The sequence below is a fragment of the Tardiphaga sp. 866_E4_N1_4 genome (assembly GCF_052076075.1).
Taxonomy (GTDB): domain Bacteria; phylum Pseudomonadota; class Alphaproteobacteria; order Rhizobiales; family Xanthobacteraceae; genus Tardiphaga; species Tardiphaga robiniae.
In genome coordinates this window covers 1,577,502-1,595,157 of sequence record NZ_CP197242.1, presented here as the reverse complement: position 1 = coordinate 1,595,157, position 17,656 = coordinate 1,577,502, and the positions used below count along the sequence as shown (strand labels likewise).

Genomic DNA, 17,656 nt, shown 5'->3' with positions numbered 1-17,656 from the left:
GTCATGGCAATTGGAAAACGTTTGAAGAAGGCCCGTGAGGGCATCGACCGCGAGAAGCTCTATCCGGTCGCCGAGGCCATCAAGATGGTCAAGGAACGCGCCAAGTCGAAGTTCGATGAGACCATCGAAATTTCGCTGAACCTCGGCGTCGATCCGCGTCACGCCGACCAGATGGTCCGTGGCGTCGTCACCCTGCCGAACGGCACCGGCCGCACCCTGCGCGTCGGCGTGTTCGCCCGTGGCCCGAAGGCTGAAGAAGCCAAGGCTGCCGGTGCAGACGTCGTCGGTGCAGAAGACCTGTTCGAGAAGGTCCAGGCCGGTCAGATCGATTTCGATCGCTGTATCGCAACCCCCGACATGATGCCGCTGGTCGGTCGCCTTGGTAAGGTGCTCGGTCCGCGCGGCATGATGCCAAACCCGAAGATCGGCACCGTGACCATGGACGTCACCGGCGCAGTCAAGGGTGCCAAGGGCGGTTCGGTCGAGTTCCGCGTCGAGAAGGCCGGCATCGTGCAGGCTGGTATCGGCAAGGCATCTTTCTCGGAAGAGAAGCTCGTCGAAAACATCAAGGCTCTGGTCGATGCCGTCTCCAAGGCGAAGCCGGCTGGCGCCAAGGGCACCTATCTGCAGCGCGTTGCTGTGTCTTCGACCATGGGCCCCGGCGTCAAGGTTGAGACGGGCACCGTGCTCGGCTAAGCCGGAACAAGGCTTGCAAGAAACCAGGGCGGAATCGGGCAACCGGTTCCGCCCTTTCTTTTGTCTTCCGCTCTTTGACCCAGCAGGAATGTCACGATGGCCGAGAAGGTTCTGATCTATTCGCGTTTCCCGAAGTCCCAGATGGTGCGCATCGGCGAGCACTTCGACCTACTAGACGCTGCAGGCAAGCCACCGCTGCAGACCTTTTCCGCTGACCAACTGAAAGACGTGCGCGCGCTGATCACCGCGGGCGGTCAGGTGCTCAAGGCAGACGTGATGGACATGATGCCGGCGCTCGGCGCCATCATCTGCTACGGCACCGGCTATGACGGCGTCGACTTCAAGGCCGCGGCCGAGCGCAAGATCGTGGTCGGCAACAGCCCGGGCGCAAATGCGGCCTCGGTCGCCGATCTGGCACTGACGCTGATGCTCGCGGTGACGCGCCGTCTGCTGCCAGCGGATCAGTATCTGCGCGAAGGCGGCTGGTCCTCCGCAAAGCCGTCGCCGCTGATGTCGCCGCAGCCCGGCAATCCGGGCCGCAAGGTGGGCGTTTACGGCATGGGCGAGATCGGCCGCAAGATCGCATCGCGCGTCGCGGCCTTCGAATGCGATGTCGCCTATCACAGCCGCAGCAAGCATGATGTGCCGTATCGCTATGAGCCCAGCCTCGAAGCGCTGGTCGAATGGTGCGACGTGCTGATGATCGCCGTGCGGGCAGGGGGCGATACCAACCGCATCATCGATGCCGCGATGCTGAAGAAGCTCGGCGCGAATGGCGTCGTCGTGAATATCTCGCGCGGCTCGGTGATCGATCAGGCTGCACTGACAGCGGCGCTGACGGACAAGACCATCGCCGGCGCCGGCCTCGACGTGTTCGAGAAGGAGCCGCATGCACCCGATGCGCTGACCGTGCTGCCGAATGTTGTACTGACGCCGCATATCGGTGGTCACACACTCGACTCGCACACGGCGATGCAGGACTGCGTCATTGCCAATCTCGACGCGTTTTACGCAGGCAAGGGGCTGCCATACGCGGTGGCGGTCTAGGGCAGCTATTCGGTGATCTGGAAACTGGTGAACAGGTCAACCACGCTCTGAGGCGCGTTGTCGTTGAAGAACAGCTTCAGATTCCGGTCAGTCTCCGCGGCAACAGACGCGCTGCGGGGAAAGAGGTCCGTTTCATAAGCGATAAGCGCGGCTTCGACGTCTTCCGGATTGGCGGCAAGTGCCCGTCCGAGCTCGGCGCCGTCATACATTGCGAGATTGGCGCCTTCGCCGCGAATGGTGACATCAGGTGCGCCGCATCGCCGAGCAGCGTCACGCCGGCTACGCGATCCCATCGGTGTTCGATCGGCAGCGCATAGATCGGGCGAAGCACAGGGGCGGCCTCGCTGTCGGCGATCAGGGCTGTCAGTTCCGGAGCCCAGTCGTCGAATTCTGCGGCGATGCGGGCGAGGGCATTCGTCCAGTTCGAGAAGTCGATGCGGGCAATCCAGTCCTCCGGCTTGTTCAGGGCCACGTAGCCTTGCAGCGTTCCATCGGCGTGTCGGTGCGCAAAGATTCCCTGGCCCGGTGCAATCGCCATCAGTGTGCCGCCGCCAACCGCGTCCGCGCTGGCCTTGTGGCGGGTGTCGGCGTCGAAAAGAAACGTCTCGATGAATGACGTGCCGACATAGGCCGGTTTCTCCCCGGAGAGGAGCGGGCGAACACGTGACCAGGCGCCGTCGGCACCGATGAGGAGATCGGTCGATACCGTTGAGCCATGGGAGAAGGTCAGTGCGTGCCGCCCGCCGCCGAGCGGAGACGCCGCTGCAAGTTTGTGTCCCCAGCGGATCGTGTCGGCAGGAAGGGAATCGAGCAGAATCTGGCGAAGCTCTCCGCGATCCACCTCAGGTCGACCGCCGTTGCCCATGTCGGGCCTGTCAAACAGCAGCTTGCCGTCCTTATCGCGTATCCGCTTGGCGTCGGCACCGACGATGATGATGTCGCGGAAAGCTTCGAACAATCCCGCCGCCTTGAGGGCGAGCTGCCCGTTATATTCGTGAATATCGAGCAGGCCTCCTTGTGCCCGCGAGTCGGCCGCGGCTTCAGCTTCATAGATCGTCGCTGCGATACCGTGAACATGGAGCACGCGGGCAAGCGTCAGCCCGCCGAGCCCCGCGCCGACAATCGCCACATGAGTATTCATCTCGCCACCTTCGCAGTCGCAGGCTGTCCCGGGACATTTCCAAGACCTCAAATGGAACGTCATTCCATTCTATTGGAACGGTGTTCCATTTATGTCAAGGTGGGGACATGGCCAAGAAAACTCGCAGCAGCCCACGACGCGAAGACTCGCTCTCCCGGGATCGCATCATCGAAGCGTCGATCGCGATCCTGGACGGCAGCGGGGAAGATGGTCTGACATTCCGTGCCCTGTCGGAGCGGCTCGCCACTGGTCCCGGGGCTATTTATTGGCACGTGCCCAACAAGGGCGATCTGCTGACTGCTGCCTGCGACGCCATCATCGCCCGCGCGATGAACGCGCCCTTGGTCGGCGCGACGCCTCAGGCCATCATTCGCACCCTCGCGCTAGGCATGTTTGACGCGATCGACGCGCATCCGTGGGTTGGGTCGGCGCTCACACGCGCTCCCGGGCAGTTGCCCATGGTGCGAATACTCGAACGCATCGGCCGACAGGTGAGCGCCCTTGGCGTGCCGGACGAGGAACAGTGGGCGACGGTGGGTGCGTTGCTGAACTACATCCTCGGCGTCGGTGCGCAGAACGCGGCCAATGGGCAGCTCGGCCGGACGCGAGGAATCGACAGGTCTGACTTTCTGGACGCGGTCGCAACCACCTGGTCTCAGCTCGATCCGGACGCGTATGCATTCACCCGCAGCATGGCTGCACATTTGCGGGGGCACGACGACCGCAGGGACTTTCTCGCCGGAATCGATCTCATCCTGAGCGGCATCGAAGCGTCGCGGCGCCTCTGAAAAGCTGACGACTGGTCTGAAGGGCCGTTTCGCAAGAACCAATTTCGTTCCCGCGCGGTACAAAAATAATTGAATGGGTTATTCCGCAATGCGGATGTAGATGTCGGCTGTTTAGAACAACTCGAATGTAGGCGTACATTCGACGACATAGGACATCAGCGATGGCTGCGTTCACTCTCAAGATCAACGGTCAGGCCCGTCAGGTCGACGTCGATCCCAACACACCTCTGCTCTGGGCCATTCGAGATGGGGCCGGTCTCACCGGCACCAAATATGGCTGCGGGGTCGCGCAATGCGGCGCCTGCACGGTCTATGTGGACGGCCAGACCGTCCGCTCGTGTTCAATGCCCGTCTCGGCCATCGGCACCAGCGAAATCACCACCATCGAAGGGCTCGACTCCAAGGAAGCCAAGGCAGTGCAGGCTGCCTGGGTCGCGCTTGACGTGCCGCAATGTGGCTACTGTCAATCCGGCCAGGTGATGAGCGCCACCGCGCTGCTTAGCGTCAATCCGACCCCCACCGACAACGATATCGATCTGGCGATGAACGGCAACATCTGCCGCTGCGCCACCTATGTCCGCATCCGCGCCGCCATTCATGGCGCCGCCAAATCTCTGGAGGGTTGAGCCATGACCGTTCATGACACCAAGCTCTCCCGTCGCACGCTGCTCAAGGGCAGCGCTGGCCTCGTGCTCGGCGCCTATGTTGCGCGCGCCGACAAGCTGTTTGCGCAGGCGGCGGCAAAGCCGTCGGTCAATATCGCGCCGAACACCTTCCTGATCATCAAGCCCGACAGCACCGTCACGGTGCTGTGCAAGGGCATCGAATTCGGGCAGGGCCCGTTCACCGGCATGGCGACTTTGGTCGCCGAAGAACTCGACGCAGACTGGGCGCAGATGCGTGCCGATCATGCACCGTCGAATCCGCAGCTCTACAAGAATCTGGCGTTCGGCATGCAGGGCACCGGTGGCTCGACGGCCATCGCCAATTCCTACATCCAGATGCGACAGGTCGGCGCCGCCGCGCGCCAGATGCTGGTTGCGGCTGCGGCCGACGCTTGGCAGGTGCCGGCAGGCGAGATCACTGTCGATAACGGTGTGATCAAACATGCGTCTGGCCATGAAGGTCGCTTCGGCGAATTCGCCGACAAGGCGATGGCCATGCCGGTGCCGGCTGATCCGAAACTGAAGGATCCGTCGCAGTTCAGGTTGATCGGTAAGGAAGGCGTCGTGAAACGCCTCGACAGCGCCGACAAGACCAATGGCAAGGCCTTCTACACGCTCGATATCAACGAACCAGACATGCTCACGGTGGTCGTGGCGCGTTCGCCGAAATTCGGCGGCAAGGTCGCGTCATTCGATGCGACGGCTGCGAAAGCCGTGGCTGGTGTCGTCGACGTCAAGCAGGTGTCGAATGGCGTCGCTGTCTACGCCAAGGGTTTCTGGCCCGCGAAGATGGGCCGCGACGCGCTGAAGATCACCTGGGACGACAGCAAGGCGGAGAAGCGTGGCAGTGCGGAACTGCTGCAGCAATTCCGCGGGCTGTCGAAGACGGCCGGCAAACTCGTGAAGGCCGAGGGCAAGTTCGAAGAGTCGATGGCCAAAGGTGGCCGCGTGATCGAGGTTGAATACGTCTTCCCGTATCTGGCCCATGCCGCGATGGAGCCGCTCAACGCCTATCTGAAATGGGACGGCGACACCGCCTATGCGCGCTATGGCTGCCAGTTTCCGACGCCTGACCATATGGCGATCTCCAAGGTGCTCGGGCTGCCGATCGAGAAGGTCAAGATCGACGTTCTTCTGGCCGGCGGCAGCTTCGGCCGCCGCGCCCAGCAGAGCACGCATCAGGCCATCGAGCTCGCCGAAGTCGCGAAAGCGATCGGACCGGGCAAGCCGGTCAAGCTGGTGTGGACACGCGAGGACGATATGCGCGGTGGCTATTATCGGCCGTATTGCATCCACCGCATGCGCGGTGCGGTGCGCGACGGCAAGATCGAGGCGTGGAGCGACACCATTGTCTCGCAGTCGATCATGAAGGGCTCCTTCTTCGAGTCCATGATGTTCAAGGACGGCCTGGACCCGACGTCCTATGAAGGCTCGAACGAAATCCCGTACGACGTCGAGAACTTCCGCTGCGACATGCATCAGGTTGATGTCGGCGTGCCCGTGTTGTGGTGGCGCTCGGTGGGCCACACCCACACCGGTTATGTTGTCGAAGCCTTTGTCGATGAACTGCTCGAGGCCGCCGGCAAGGATCCGATCGAAGGCCGGCTTGAACTCCTGAGCAAGAAACCGCGCCATGCGGGCGCGCTGAAGGCCGTCGCCGAACTCGCCGACTGGAAGAACTACAAGGTGCCGGCAGGCCGCGCGCGCGGCGTTGCGGTGGTCGAGAGCTTCAACACCTTCGTCGCGCAGGTCGTCGAACTGTCCATGACCGACGACGGTCCGAAGGTGCACAAGGTATGGTGCGCGGTGGATTGCGGCGTCGCCGTGAACCCCGACATCATCCGCGCGCAGATGGAAGGTGGCATCGGCTTCGGCCTCGGTCACATCCTCTATGCGGAACAGACGCTGGATGGCGGCGCGCCGGTGTCCGGCAATTTCGACACCTATCGTTCGCTGCGCATCAACGAGATGCCGGAGATCGAGGTGGTCATCGTGAAATCGACCGAGAAGCCATCAGGCGTCGGTGAACCCGGCGTGCCTCCGCTCGGGCCTGCCGTTGCCAACGCGCTGGCGAAACTCGGAGTGGGAAGACCGCGGCAATTGCCGATCGTACCTGGAGCCTCAGCATGAGCTTGTTCAAACATTCGATGCTGGCGCTGGTTGCCGGCGGCCTCGCGGCGGGTCTCCTCGCATTCGCGGAGCCGAGCTTCCAGGAGGCCGATGCAGCGGTCAGCAATCCGACCAAGCTGCAGTCGGTCTCGGCCTTCGCCAAGATCAAGAACAAGAACGAGCGTGCCGTGGCGCTGTTCACGGAAGCCGGCAAGGTCATCCAGTCGCCGCGCTGCATGAACTGCCATCCGGCCACCGAACGCCCGACCCAGACCGACCGCATGCGGCCGCATATCCCGCTGGTCGTGCGCGGCGAGGGCGGTGTCGGCGCAGCCGGTGGTCTCGCTTGCGCCACCTGCCACCACGAGAACAACTTCGATGCCGCCAACGTCCCCGGCAATCCGAAGTGGGCGCTGGCGCCCATCGAGATGGCCTGGCAGGGCAAGACGCTTGGCCAGATCTGCACCCAGATCAAGGACAAGGAGCGCAATGGCGGCAAGGACATGGCCGCACTTGTGAAGCACATGGCCGAAGACGAGTTGGTCGGCTGGGGCTGGCATCCCGGTGGCAACCGGACCCCGGCGCCGGGTACCCAGAAACAGTTCGGTGAACTGATCAAGGCCTGGGCCGATGCGGGAGCGGCCTGCCCGAAGGGGTGATGCAATCAAAAGTGGAGCCGGTTCAGCCGGTTCCACTTTTGCGCTCTGAGCGCCCTAAACGGCTCCCTGCAGAAAAGATGCCACATCGGCATTTCGCGCTTGGCAACACGAAAAAGACTCGTTAAACAACCGTTTCCGGGCGTGCTGGCTGGTAGCTGGCGCGTCTGTGTTCGCACTCCGACAACCCACATCGCAGGAGACTTTTCCTTTCAGGCTGTCCATACGGATCGCTCGACGGGGATGGGACGCGCGACGCGGATTTGAGGAAGGCGAGCAGGGGTCACCAATAGGCCGGATGATGGCTTATCGATGATCCTGAATCCTGTCCGAGACTGCTGGCGCCTTAGATAAACGCAAGTTTCATCAACGGCTTAATCGTAAAACTTGATGCAGCCAGCATAGACGGGTGAAGACTGGATTTCGCCAATGTCGTTTTGTGCGGCATGACGCGTATTTGGTTCGAACCTCGACACCCCGCGCCAATGCTGGTTCGCCAGGACGGTTCGGGAGGGCAGGCTATCATATCGTCTCGCCCGACGTGTCTTTAGACCATGTGTTTTAACGAGCATGGGTCTTGAGGTCAGGTTCAGGTGGGACGGTGGGTGTAACCCGGCGGTCCTATCTCGATAGAGGCCGCCAACCGGAGAGAGCTTGCTGTGGAAAGAGCGGCTAAAAAGGACGCGGTCGACGCGCTGAACGGGGTCTTCAAGACCACCAGCGTTGCGGTCGTCGCCCATTATTCCGGCCTCACCGTTGCCCAGATGCAGAACCTGCGTTCGCAGATGAAGCTGGCTGGCGCCTCGGTGAAGGTCTCGAAGAACCGTCTCGCCAAAATTGCTCTTGAAGGCACGGATGTTGCTGCCATCGGTTCCCTGTTGAAGGGCCCGACTGTGATCGCCACTTCGGACGATCCGGTAGCTGCACCGAAGGTTGCCGTCGAATTTGCCAAGGCGAACGAGAAGTTCGTCATCCTTGGCGGCTCGATGGGTAAAACCGTCCTGAACGTCGACAGCGTCAAGGCCTTGGCCGCGCTGCCCTCGCTCGACGAACTGCGCGCGAAGATCCTCGGCCTCCTTGTGGCGCCGGCGACCAAGATCGCTCAGCTCTCGACAGCTCCCGCGGCGAAGCTCGCGCGTGTTGTTCAGGCCTATGCCTCAAAGAGCGAAGCGGCCTGACGCCCTTCGCATTCAAACCCTGGTTCGAACCAAATACGCTTAAGGAAATAGACAATGGCTGACCTACAGAAAATCGTTGACGATCTCTCGAGCCTGACCGTGCTCGAAGCTGCCGACCTCGCCAAGATGCTCGAAGAAAAGTGGGGCGTTTCGGCTGCTGCTGCTGTTGCAGTTGCTGGTCCGGCTGCTGGCGGCGGCGGTGCTGCTGCTGCTGAAGAAAAGACCGAGTTCACTGTCGTTCTGGCTTCGGCCGGCGACAAGAAGATCGAAGTCATCAAGGAAGTCCGTGCGATCACGGGTCTTGGCCTCAAGGAAGCCAAGGACCTGGTCGAAGGCGCTCCGAAGCCCGTCAAGGAAGGCGTTGCCAAGGACGAAGCCGAGAAGATCAAGGGTCAGCTCGAGAAGGCTGGCGCGAAGGTCGAACTCAAGTAAGACCCTTTATGGGTTCCATCTGGAGGGCGGCCATTTGGTCGCCCTCTGGGCCGGAACCCGATGACTACACAGGAATGTGTGGGGATGCGCTGGGAACCACCCTCGAATCTCCATGATTGCCATCCCATATCGGGACGGCAGCACGAAAAACACGGTCTGACAGCGGAAACGGCGACGTTTCCGGTTAAGCCGTTGGGAGATGGGCAATTTTCGGGCTTTTCGGTCCGTAGCTAGACGGTTTGGACGGGCGAGATGCAGTCGGGCATCGCGCACGTCGTTTTGCGTTCTGCGATTCAAATGCTCGGGAGAGGGATTTTGTTCCTCACATTGGGCGCTGAATTCGGAACGTTCTTGGAAATTCAACCCGGAGGCGATGGCAGTCGCGCTCTGGAAGGTTCGCCCCTTTCGGGCGACGCAATGAGAGGCCACGATGGGTCAGCAGACGTTCACAGGTCGCAAGCGCGTTCGCAAGTTCTTCGGTCATATTAAAGAAGTCGCAGAGATGCCGAACCTCATCGAGGTTCAGAAGGCGTCCTACGACCAGTTCCTGATGGTCGATGAGCCGACCGGCGGTCGCCTCGACGAAGGTCTGCAGGCTGTTTTCCGTTCGGTGTTTCCGATCTCGGATTTCTCGGGCACCTCGATGCTGGAATTCGTGCGCTACGAATTCGAGCCGCCGAAATATGACGTCGATGAGTGCCGCCAGCGCGGCATGACCTATGCTGCGCCGCTGAAGGTGACGCTGCGCCTGATCGTGTTCGATATTGACGAAGAAACCGGCGCCAAGTCCGTCAAGGACATCAAGGAGCAGGACGTCTACATGGGCGATATCCCGCTCATGACCATGAACGGCACCTTCGTCGTTAACGGCACCGAGCGCGTCATCGTCTCGCAGATGCATCGTTCGCCGGGCGTGTTCTTCGACCACGACAAGGGCAAGACCCATTCGTCGGGCAAGCTGCTGTTCGCTGCCCGCGTGATCCCGTATCGCGGTTCCTGGCTGGACATCGAGTTCGACGCCAAGGACATCGTGTTCGCGCGTATCGACCGTCGCCGCAAGATTCCGGTGACGTCGCTGATGTTCGCGCTGGGTCTGGACGGCGAAGAGATTCTCTCGACGTTCTACAAGAAGATCCAGTTCAAGAAGATCAAGGAAGGCTGGCGCGTTCCGTTCGACGCCACCCGTTTCCGTGGCTACTCCACCGTCAACGACCTGATCGATGCCGACACCGGCAAGGTCGTGCTCGAAGCCGGCAAGAAGCTCACTGTGCGCGCTGCCCGTCAGCTCGCCGAGAAGGGCCTCAAGGCGCTGCGTCTGACCGATGAAGAGTTGGTCGGCAACTATCTCGCCGAGGACCTCGTCAACGTGAAGACCGGTGAAATCTACGCCGAAGCCGGCGAGGAAATCACCGAGAAGTCGCTGAAGGCGCTGAACGAGGAGGGCTACAAGGAACTCCCGCTGCTCGACATCGACCACGTCAATATCGGTGCCTATATCCGCAACACGCTCTCGGCAGACAAGAACCTGACGCGTGAAGACGCGCTGTTCGACATCTACCGCGTGATGCGTCCCGGCGAGCCGCCGACGCTCGAATCCGCGCAGAACATGTTCCAGTCGCTGTTCTTCGACAGCGAGCGCTACGACCTCTCGGCCGTGGGCCGCGTGAAGATGAACATGCGCCTCGAACTCGATGCGCCGGATACTCATCGCACGCTGCGCAAGGAAGACATCCTCGCCGTCATCAAGACGCTGGTGGACCTGCGCGACGGCAAGGGCGAAATCGACGACATCGACCATCTCGGCAACCGCCGTGTGCGTTCGGTCGGCGAGCTGATGGAAAATCAGTATCGCGTCGGCCTGCTGCGCATGGAGCGCGCCATCAAGGAACGCATGTCGTCCGTCGACATCGACACCGTGATGCCGCAGGACCTGATCAACGCGAAGCCCGCGGCTGCCGCGGTGCGCGAGTTCTTCGGTTCGTCGCAGCTGTCGCAGTTCATGGACCAGACCAACCCGCTCTCGGAAATCACCCACAAGCGTCGTCTTTCGGCGCTTGGCCCGGGCGGTCTGACCCGCGAGCGCGCCGGCTTCGAAGTCCGCGACGTCCATCCGACCCACTATGGCCGTATCTGCCCGATTGAGACGCCGGAAGGCCCGAACATCGGTCTGATCAACTCGCTCGCCACCTTCGCGCGCGTCAACAAGTATGGCTTCGTCGAGACCCCTTACCGCAAGGTCAAGGACGGTCGCGTCACCGATGAAGTCGTGTACCTCAGCGCGATGGAAGAGGGCCGCTACTCGGTCGCGCAGGCGAACGTGTCGCTCGACGCCAAGGGCAAGTTCACCGAAGACATGATCATCTGCCGTCACGCCGGCGACGTGTTGCCGCTGCCGGCCGACAAGGTCGACTACATGGATGTGTCGCCGAAGCAGCTCGTTTCGGTCGCTGCGGCGCTGATCCCGTTCCTCGAGAACGACGACGCCAACCGCGCGCTGATGGGCTCGAACATGCAGCGTCAGGCCGTGCCTCTGGTGCGCGCTGAAGCGCCGTTCGTCGGTACCGGCATGGAAGCCGTCGTGGCCCGCGACTCCGGTGCTGCGATCGCTGCCCGCCGTTCGGGTGTCATCGACCAGATCGACGCCACCCGCGTGGTTATCCGCGCGACCGAAGATCTCGATCCGACCAAGTCGGGCGTCGATATCTATCGCCTGATGAAGTACCAGCGTTCGAACCAGTCGACCTGTATCAACCAGCGTCCGCTGGTGAAGGTTGGCGACATCATTCGCAAGGGCGACATCATTGCCGACGGTCCGTCGACCGATCTCGGTGAACTCGCACTCGGCCGCAACGTGCTCGTCGCGTTCATGCCGTGGAATGGCTACAACTTCGAAGACTCGATCCTCCTCTCGGAGCGGATCGTGAAGGAAGACGTCTTCACCTCGATCCACATCGAGGAATTCGAAGTCATGGCCCGCGACACCAAGCTCGGCCCTGAGGAAATCACCCGCGACATTCCGAACGTGTCGGAAGAAGCGCTGAAGAACCTCGACGAAGCCGGTATCGTCTATATCGGCGCCGAAGTTCGCGCCGGCGATATCCTGGTCGGCAAGATCACGCCGAAGGGCGAAAGCCCGATGACGCCGGAAGAAAAGCTTCTGCGCGCCATCTTCGGTGAAAAGGCGTCGGACGTTCGCGACACCTCGCTCCGCGTGCCTCCGGGCGTGCAGGGCACGATCGTAGAAGTCCGCGTGTTCAACCGGCACGGCGTCGACAAGGACGAACGTGCTCTGGCGATCGAGCGGGAAGAAATCGAACGTCTTGCCAAGGACCGTGACGACGAACAGGCCATCCTGGATCGTAACGTCTACGGCCGTCTGGCTGATCTTCTAGAGAACAAGGTCGGCATCGCCGGTCCGAAGGGCTTCAAGAAGGACGGCAAGATCACGCGCGCCGTGCTCGACGAAAATCCGCGGTCGCAGTGGTGGATGTTCGCCACCGCGAACGACAAGCTGATGACCGAAATCGAAGCGATGCGGAAGCAGTACGACGAGTCGAAGAAGGGCCTTGAACAGCGCTTCCTCGACAAGGTCGAGAAGCTGCAGCGTGGCGACGAATTGCCGCCAGGCGTGATGAAGATGGTCAAGGTCTTCGTCGCGGTGAAGCGCAAGATTCAGCCCGGCGACAAGATGGCCGGACGTCACGGCAACAAGGGCGTGGTGTCGAAGATCGTTCCGATCGAAGACATGCCGTTCCTTGAAGACGGTACGCATGCGGACATCGTGCTGAACCCGCTCGGCGTGCCGTCGCGCATGAACGTCGGTCAGATCTTGGAGACGCATCTTGGCTGGGCCTGCGCAGGCATGGGCAAGAAGATCGGTCAGACCATCGACGCCTATTACCAGAAGCAGGATCTGAAGCCGCTGCGCGACACCCTGAAGAAGGTTTACGGCGAAGACGAAGTCATCAAGTCGCTGAACGACACCGAGCTGCTTGAACTGGCGCGTAACCTGAAGCCCGGCGTGCCGATTGCGACGCCGGTGTTCGACGGTGCGAAGGAAGCCGACATCGAAGAGATGTTGAAGATGGCTGGCTTCGACGCGTCCGGTCAGTCCACCGTCTATGACGGCCGGACCGGCGACCAGTTCGATCGCAAGGTGACTGTGGGCTACATCTACATGCTCAAGCTTCACCATCTCGTGGACGACAAGATCCACGCGCGTTCGATCGGTCCGTACTCGCTCGTCACGCAGCAGCCGCTGGGTGGTAAGGCGCAGTTCGGCGGTCAGCGCTTCGGTGAAATGGAAGTGTGGGCGCTCGAGGCTTACGGCGCGGCGTACACGCTCCAGGAAATGCTGACGGTGAAGTCGGACGACGTCGCAGGCCGTACCAAGGTCTACGAGGCGATCGTGCGCGGCGACGACACGTTCGAGGCCGGTATTCCGGAATCGTTCAACGTGCTGGTCAAGGAAATGCGCTCGCTCGGCCTCAACGTCGATCTGCACAATTCCAAGCTGCCGGGGCCGACCTCCGAAGCTGCCGAGTAAGAACAAGCGTTACGCCCGGCCTGATGGCCGGGCGTCCGCACCCAGCCGGGACGTGGGGCAGGGTGTGTGGCTCTAAAGAATTTCGAATTTGCTGCTGATGGCGATCGGCACGCGAGGAGAAGACGATGAACCAAGAAATTATGAATCTCTTCAATCCGACGACTCCGGCTCAGGTCTTCGACCAGATCCGGATCTCGATTGCGTCCCCGGAGAAGATTCTGTCGTGGTCCTACGGCGAGATCAAAAAGCCGGAAACCATCAATTACCGTACCTTCAAGCCCGAGCGCGACGGCCTGTTCTGCGCCCGCATCTTCGGGCCCATCAAGGATTACGAGTGCTTGTGCGGCAAGTACAAGCGCATGAAGTACAAGGGCATCATCTGCGAGAAGTGCTCGGTCGAAGTGACCCTGTCGCGCGTCAGACGCGAGCGCATGGGTCACATCGAACTGGCCGCTCCGGTTGCGCATATCTGGTTCCTGAAGTCGCTGCCGTCGCGCATCGGCCAGTTGCTGGACATGACGCTCAAGGATCTCGAGCGCATCCTGTATTTCGAATACTACGTCGTTCTCGAGCCGGGTCTCACCGCGCTCAAGGACCGTCAGCTGCTGTCTGAAGAAGAATATCTGAAGGCGCAGGACGAATACGGCCAGGACTCGTTCACCGCGATGATCGGTGCCGAGGCGATCCGTGAACTGTTGAAGGGTCTGGAGCTCGAGAAGCTCGACGAGCAGCTGCGCGTCGAGATGAAGGAGACCGAATCCGACATCAAGCACAAGAAGCTCGCCAAGCGCCTGAAGATCGTCGAGGCTTTCCGCTATTCCGGCAACAAGCCGGAATGGATGATCCTCACGGTGGTGCCGGTGATCCCGCCGGATCTGCGTCCGCTGGTGCCGCTCGATGGCGGCCGCTTCGCGACGTCGGATCTGAACGATCTGTATCGCCGCGTCATCAACCGTAACAACCGCTTGAAGCGGCTGATGGAGCTCCGCGCGCCGGACATCATCATCCGCAACGAAAAGCGCATGCTGCAGGAGGCCGTCGACGCACTGTTCGACAACGGCCGCCGTGGCCGTGTCATCACCGGCGCCAACAAGCGTCCGCTGAAGTCGCTGGCGGACATGCTGAAGGGCAAGCAGGGTCGTTTCCGTCAGAACCTGCTCGGCAAGCGCGTCGACTATTCGGGCCGTTCGGTCATCGTCGTCGGTCCGGAACTGCGTCTGCATCAGTGCGGCCTGCCGAAGAAGATGGCGCTCGAACTGTTCAAGCCGTTCATCTATTCGCGTCTCGACGCCAAGGGGCTGTCCACCACGGTGAAGCAGGCGAAGAAGCTCGTTGAAAAAGAACGTCCCGAGGTCTGGGACATCCTCGACGAGGTCATTCGCGAGCATCCCGTTCTGCTGAACCGCGCGCCGACGCTGCATCGTCTGGGCATCCAGGCGTTCGAGCCGGTGCTCATCGAAGGCAAGGCGATCCAGCTGCATCCGCTGGTCTGCTCGGCCTTCAACGCCGACTTCGACGGCGACCAGATGGCCGTACACGTTCCGCTGTCGCTCGAAGCGCAGCTGGAAGCGCGCGTCCTGATGATGTCGACCAACAACATCCTGCATCCTGCGAACGGTCAGCCGATCATCGTGCCGTCGCAGGACATCGTGCTGGGTCTGTACTACCTGTCGACCATGCGTGCGGGTCTCCCGGGCGAAAACAAGCTGTATCGTGAGATGGCGGAGATCGAGCATGCGCTGCATGCGAAGGTCATCCACCTCCACACCAAGATCAAATACAGCTGGTCCGGTCTCGACGCGGACGGCAAGCCGGTCACGCGCATGGTGGAAACCACTGCCGGTCGTGCGATGCTCGGTCAGGTTCTGCCGAAGTCGCCGAAGATGCCCTTCGACGTCATCAACAAGCTGATGACCAAGAAGGAAATCTCGGGCGTCATCGATCAGGTCTATCGTCACTGCGGTCAGAAAGAGACCGTGATCTTCTGCGATCGCATCATGGCGCTCGGCTTCTACAACGCGTTCAAGGCGGGCATCTCGTTCGGCAAGGACGACATGGTCGTGCCGGGTTCGAAGTGGAAGATCGTCGACGCCACCCGTGCGTTCGCGAAGGACTTCGAACAGCAGTACAATGACGGTCTGATCACCCACGGTGAGAAGTACAACAAGGTCGTCGACGCCTGGTCGAAGGCGGGTGAAGAAGTCGCCAAGGAGATGATGAAAGAAATCTCCTCGGTGAAGAGGAATGCGGCGGGTGAAGAAGCCCAGATCAACTCGATCTACATGATGGCGCATTCCGGTGCCCGTGGTTCGCCGGCCCAGATGCGTCAGCTCGGTGGTATGCGCGGCCTGATGGCCAAGCCGTCGGGCGAGATCATCGAAACGCCGATCATCTCGAACTTCAAGGAAGGTCTGTCGGTTCTCGAATACTTCAACTCGACCCACGGCGCTCGTAAGGGCCTCGCGGACACCGCGTTGAAGACCGCGAACTCGGGTTACCTGACCCGCCGTCTCGTCGACGTGGCGCAGGACTGCATCATCACGCAGACCGATTGCGGCACCAATCTCGGCATCAAGATGCGCGCCATCATCGACTCCGGTTCGGTGGTCGCATCGCTGGCGTCGCGTATTCTCGGTCGTTCGGCCTGCGAAGACATTCGCGATCCCGCGACCAACAAGGTGCTGATCAAGCGCAACACGCTGATGGAAGAGAAGGACGTCGATCTGCTCCAGCAGGCCGGCATCCAGGAAGTGAAGATCCGTTCGGCTCTCACTTGCGAACTGGTCAACGGCATCTGCGGCACCTGCTACGGCCGCGATCTGGCCCGCGGCACGCCCGTCAACCACGGTGAGGCCGTCGGCGTCATCGCGGCGCAGTCGATCGGCGAGCCCGGCACGCAGCTGACGATGCGTACGTTCCACATCGGCGGCGCGGCGCAGCTCAACGAGCAGTCGGTGATCGAGTCGAACTTCGACGGCAAGATCACGATCAAGAACGAGAACATCGCCAAGAACGGCGAAGGCCACATGGTTGCAATGGTGCGCAACATGGTCATCGCCATCTCTGACGCCGATGGCACCGAGCGTGCGACGTACCGTATCCAGTACGGTGCTCGCGTTCACGTGGCTAACGGCGACATGATCAAGCGTGGCCAGCGTATCGCGGAATGGGATCCGTATTCCCGTCCGCTGCTGACCGAAGTCGACGGCACGATCGGGTTCGAGGACCTGATCGACGGCCAGTCGATTACGGAAACGCTCGACGAGTCCACCGGTATCGCCAAGCGCGTCGTTACCGACTGGCGTTCGTCGCGTGGCGGTGCGGACTTGCGTCCGGCTATCGTCATCAAGGGCAAGGACGGCAAAGTCCTCAAGCTCGCACGTGGCGGCGACGCCCGTTACATGCTATCGCCCGACGCCATTCTGTCGGTCGACGTCGATGCCAAGGTGACCTCGGGTGACATTCTTGCCCGTGTCTCGATGGAAAGCGCGAAGACGCGTGACATCACCGGCGGTCTGCCGCGGGTGGCCGAACTGTTCGAGGCGCGCAAGCCGAAGGACGCGGCGATCATCGCGGAAATCGGCGGCACCATCCGCTTTGGACGCGACTACAAGAACAAGCGTCGCATCTCGATCGAGCCGCTCGACAAGAACGAGGAGACCCGCGAGTACCTCATTCCGAAGGGCAAGCAGATCCATCTGCAGGACGGCGACATCGTCGAAAAGGGCGATTACATCGTCGAAGGCAATCCGGCGCCGCACGACATTCTGGCGATCAAGGGCATCGAGGAACTCGCTGCCTATCTGGTCAACGAAATCCAGGAAGTTTACCGGTTGCAGGGCGTGCTCATCAACGACAAGCACATCGAAGTGATTGTCCGTCAGATGCTGCAGAAGGTCGAGATTACCGATCAGGGCGAGACCGACATGATCTCGGGCGAGCAGATCGACAAGATCGAGTTCGACGCGCTGAACCTGAAGGCGAAGGAAGAAGGCAAGAAGATCGCGACCGGAAACCCTGTGCTGCTGGGCATCACCAAGGCCAGCTTGCAGACCCGTTCGTTCTTCTCGGCAGCGTCGTTCCAGGAGACCACGCGCGTGCTCACCGAAGCTGCCGTCAACGGCAAGGTGGACCCGCTCGAAGGCCTCAAGGAAAACGTCATTGTCGGCCGCCTGATCCCGGCCGGTACCGGCGCATCGATGGCGAAGATCCGCGAAGTCGCAATGAAGCGCGACAAGATGATCCTCGACGAGCGCGAGAAGCAGGCGGCGATCGTGCCGTCGGCTCCGGCAGAAGAACCGCTGATGCTGCCGTCGGCCGAGTAATCGGACCGGGCAGACTTAAGAATCGAAAGGGCCGGCGCAAGCTGGCCCTTTCTCGTTTTGATCTGTTCATTCG

At 61.3% G+C, this 17,656-nt stretch carries 11 protein-coding genes; 10 read left to right on the top strand and 1 reads right to left on the bottom strand.

Annotation, left to right across the window (positions count from 1 at the left end):
* Nucleotides 1-3: 3 nt before the first annotated feature.
* Complete coding sequence (gene rplA, locus AB8B20_RS07955; RefSeq protein ID WP_089268281.1) at nucleotides 4-696, top strand: 50S ribosomal protein L1; 693 nt, start codon at nucleotides 4-6, stop codon at nucleotides 694-696.
* A gap of 96 nt (nucleotides 697-792) precedes the next feature.
* Nucleotides 793-1,743 (top strand): 2-hydroxyacid dehydrogenase, encoded by a 951-nt coding sequence (locus AB8B20_RS07950; RefSeq protein ID WP_309945085.1) that lies wholly within the window; start codon nucleotides 793-795, stop codon nucleotides 1,741-1,743.
* Nucleotides 1,744-1,819: 76 nt separating this feature from the next.
* On the opposite strand, the gene AB8B20_RS07945 is transcribed toward AB8B20_RS07950, so the two are convergent.
* Complete coding sequence (locus tag AB8B20_RS07945; protein ID WP_439072200.1) at nucleotides 1,820-2,884, bottom strand: FAD-dependent oxidoreductase; 1,065 nt, start codon at nucleotides 2,882-2,884, stop codon at nucleotides 1,820-1,822.
* Between the two features lie 107 nt (nucleotides 2,885-2,991).
* On the opposite strand from AB8B20_RS07945, the gene AB8B20_RS07940 reads away from it, so the two are divergent.
* The 8 genes from AB8B20_RS07940 to rpoC all read left to right on the top strand — a co-directional run bounded on the left by AB8B20_RS07940 (nucleotide 2,992) and on the right by rpoC (nucleotide 17,583).
* Nucleotides 2,992-3,672, top strand: coding sequence for a TetR/AcrR family transcriptional regulator (locus AB8B20_RS07940; RefSeq protein ID WP_120286931.1), 681 nt, complete (start codon nucleotides 2,992-2,994; stop codon nucleotides 3,670-3,672).
* Between the two features lie 161 nt (nucleotides 3,673-3,833).
* On the top strand, nucleotides 3,834-4,298 hold the full coding sequence (locus AB8B20_RS07935; protein ID WP_068731522.1) for a (2Fe-2S)-binding protein: 465 nt from the start codon (nucleotides 3,834-3,836) through the stop codon (nucleotides 4,296-4,298).
* A gap of 3 nt (nucleotides 4,299-4,301) precedes the next feature.
* Nucleotides 4,302-6,467, top strand: a complete 2,166-nt coding sequence (locus tag AB8B20_RS07930; RefSeq protein ID WP_439072199.1) for a molybdopterin cofactor-binding domain-containing protein — start codon at nucleotides 4,302-4,304, stop codon at nucleotides 6,465-6,467.
* Nucleotides 6,464-7,105, top strand: a complete 642-nt coding sequence (locus AB8B20_RS07925; protein ID WP_231080285.1) for an Isoquinoline 1-oxidoreductase subunit — start codon at nucleotides 6,464-6,466, stop codon at nucleotides 7,103-7,105. Before AB8B20_RS07930 ends, AB8B20_RS07925 begins: the two co-directional genes overlap by 4 nt.
* 656 nt (nucleotides 7,106-7,761) lie before the next feature.
* Complete coding sequence (rplJ, locus tag AB8B20_RS07920; RefSeq protein ID WP_089268275.1) at nucleotides 7,762-8,280, top strand: 50S ribosomal protein L10; 519 nt, start codon at nucleotides 7,762-7,764, stop codon at nucleotides 8,278-8,280.
* Between the two features lie 54 nt (nucleotides 8,281-8,334).
* Complete coding sequence (rplL, locus tag AB8B20_RS07915) at nucleotides 8,335-8,712, top strand: 50S ribosomal protein L7/L12 (RefSeq protein WP_089268274.1); 378 nt, start codon at nucleotides 8,335-8,337, stop codon at nucleotides 8,710-8,712.
* Between the two features lie 430 nt (nucleotides 8,713-9,142).
* Nucleotides 9,143-13,258 carry a DNA-directed RNA polymerase subunit beta gene (gene rpoB, locus AB8B20_RS07910; RefSeq protein WP_089268273.1) on the top strand — a complete coding sequence of 1,372 codons (4,116 nt, stop codon included), beginning with the start codon at nucleotides 9,143-9,145 and terminating at the stop codon, nucleotides 13,256-13,258.
* A gap of 125 nt (nucleotides 13,259-13,383) precedes the next feature.
* Nucleotides 13,384-17,583 (top strand): DNA-directed RNA polymerase subunit beta', encoded by a 4,200-nt coding sequence (gene rpoC, locus AB8B20_RS07905; RefSeq protein WP_093762211.1) that lies wholly within the window; start codon nucleotides 13,384-13,386, stop codon nucleotides 17,581-17,583.
* The last annotated feature ends 73 nt before the right edge of the window (nucleotides 17,584-17,656 follow it).

What these genes read in the sequence shown, in the direction of transcription:
- AB8B20_RS07945 (WP_439072200.1), bottom strand. Translation starts at nt 2,884, where the DNA reads ATGAATACTCATGTGGCGATTGTCGGCGCGGGGCTCGGCGGGCTGACG.
- AB8B20_RS07925 (WP_231080285.1), top strand. Translation starts at nt 6,464, where the DNA reads ATGAGCTTGTTCAAACATTCGATGCTGGCGCTGGTTGCCGGCGGCCTC.
- rplL (WP_089268274.1), top strand. Translation starts at nt 8,335, where the DNA reads ATGGCTGACCTACAGAAAATCGTTGACGATCTCTCGAGCCTGACCGTG.
- rpoB (WP_089268273.1), top strand. Translation starts at nt 9,143, where the DNA reads ATGGGTCAGCAGACGTTCACAGGTCGCAAGCGCGTTCGCAAGTTCTTC.
- rpoC (WP_093762211.1), top strand. Translation starts at nt 13,384, where the DNA reads ATGAACCAAGAAATTATGAATCTCTTCAATCCGACGACTCCGGCTCAG.
- rplA (WP_089268281.1), top strand. Translation starts at nt 4, where the DNA reads ATGGCAATTGGAAAACGTTTGAAGAAGGCCCGTGAGGGCATCGACCGC.
- AB8B20_RS07950 (WP_309945085.1), top strand. Translation starts at nt 793, where the DNA reads ATGGCCGAGAAGGTTCTGATCTATTCGCGTTTCCCGAAGTCCCAGATG.
- AB8B20_RS07940 (WP_120286931.1), top strand. Translation starts at nt 2,992, where the DNA reads ATGGCCAAGAAAACTCGCAGCAGCCCACGACGCGAAGACTCGCTCTCC.
- AB8B20_RS07935 (WP_068731522.1), top strand. Translation starts at nt 3,834, where the DNA reads ATGGCTGCGTTCACTCTCAAGATCAACGGTCAGGCCCGTCAGGTCGAC.
- AB8B20_RS07930 (WP_439072199.1), top strand. Translation starts at nt 4,302, where the DNA reads ATGACCGTTCATGACACCAAGCTCTCCCGTCGCACGCTGCTCAAGGGC.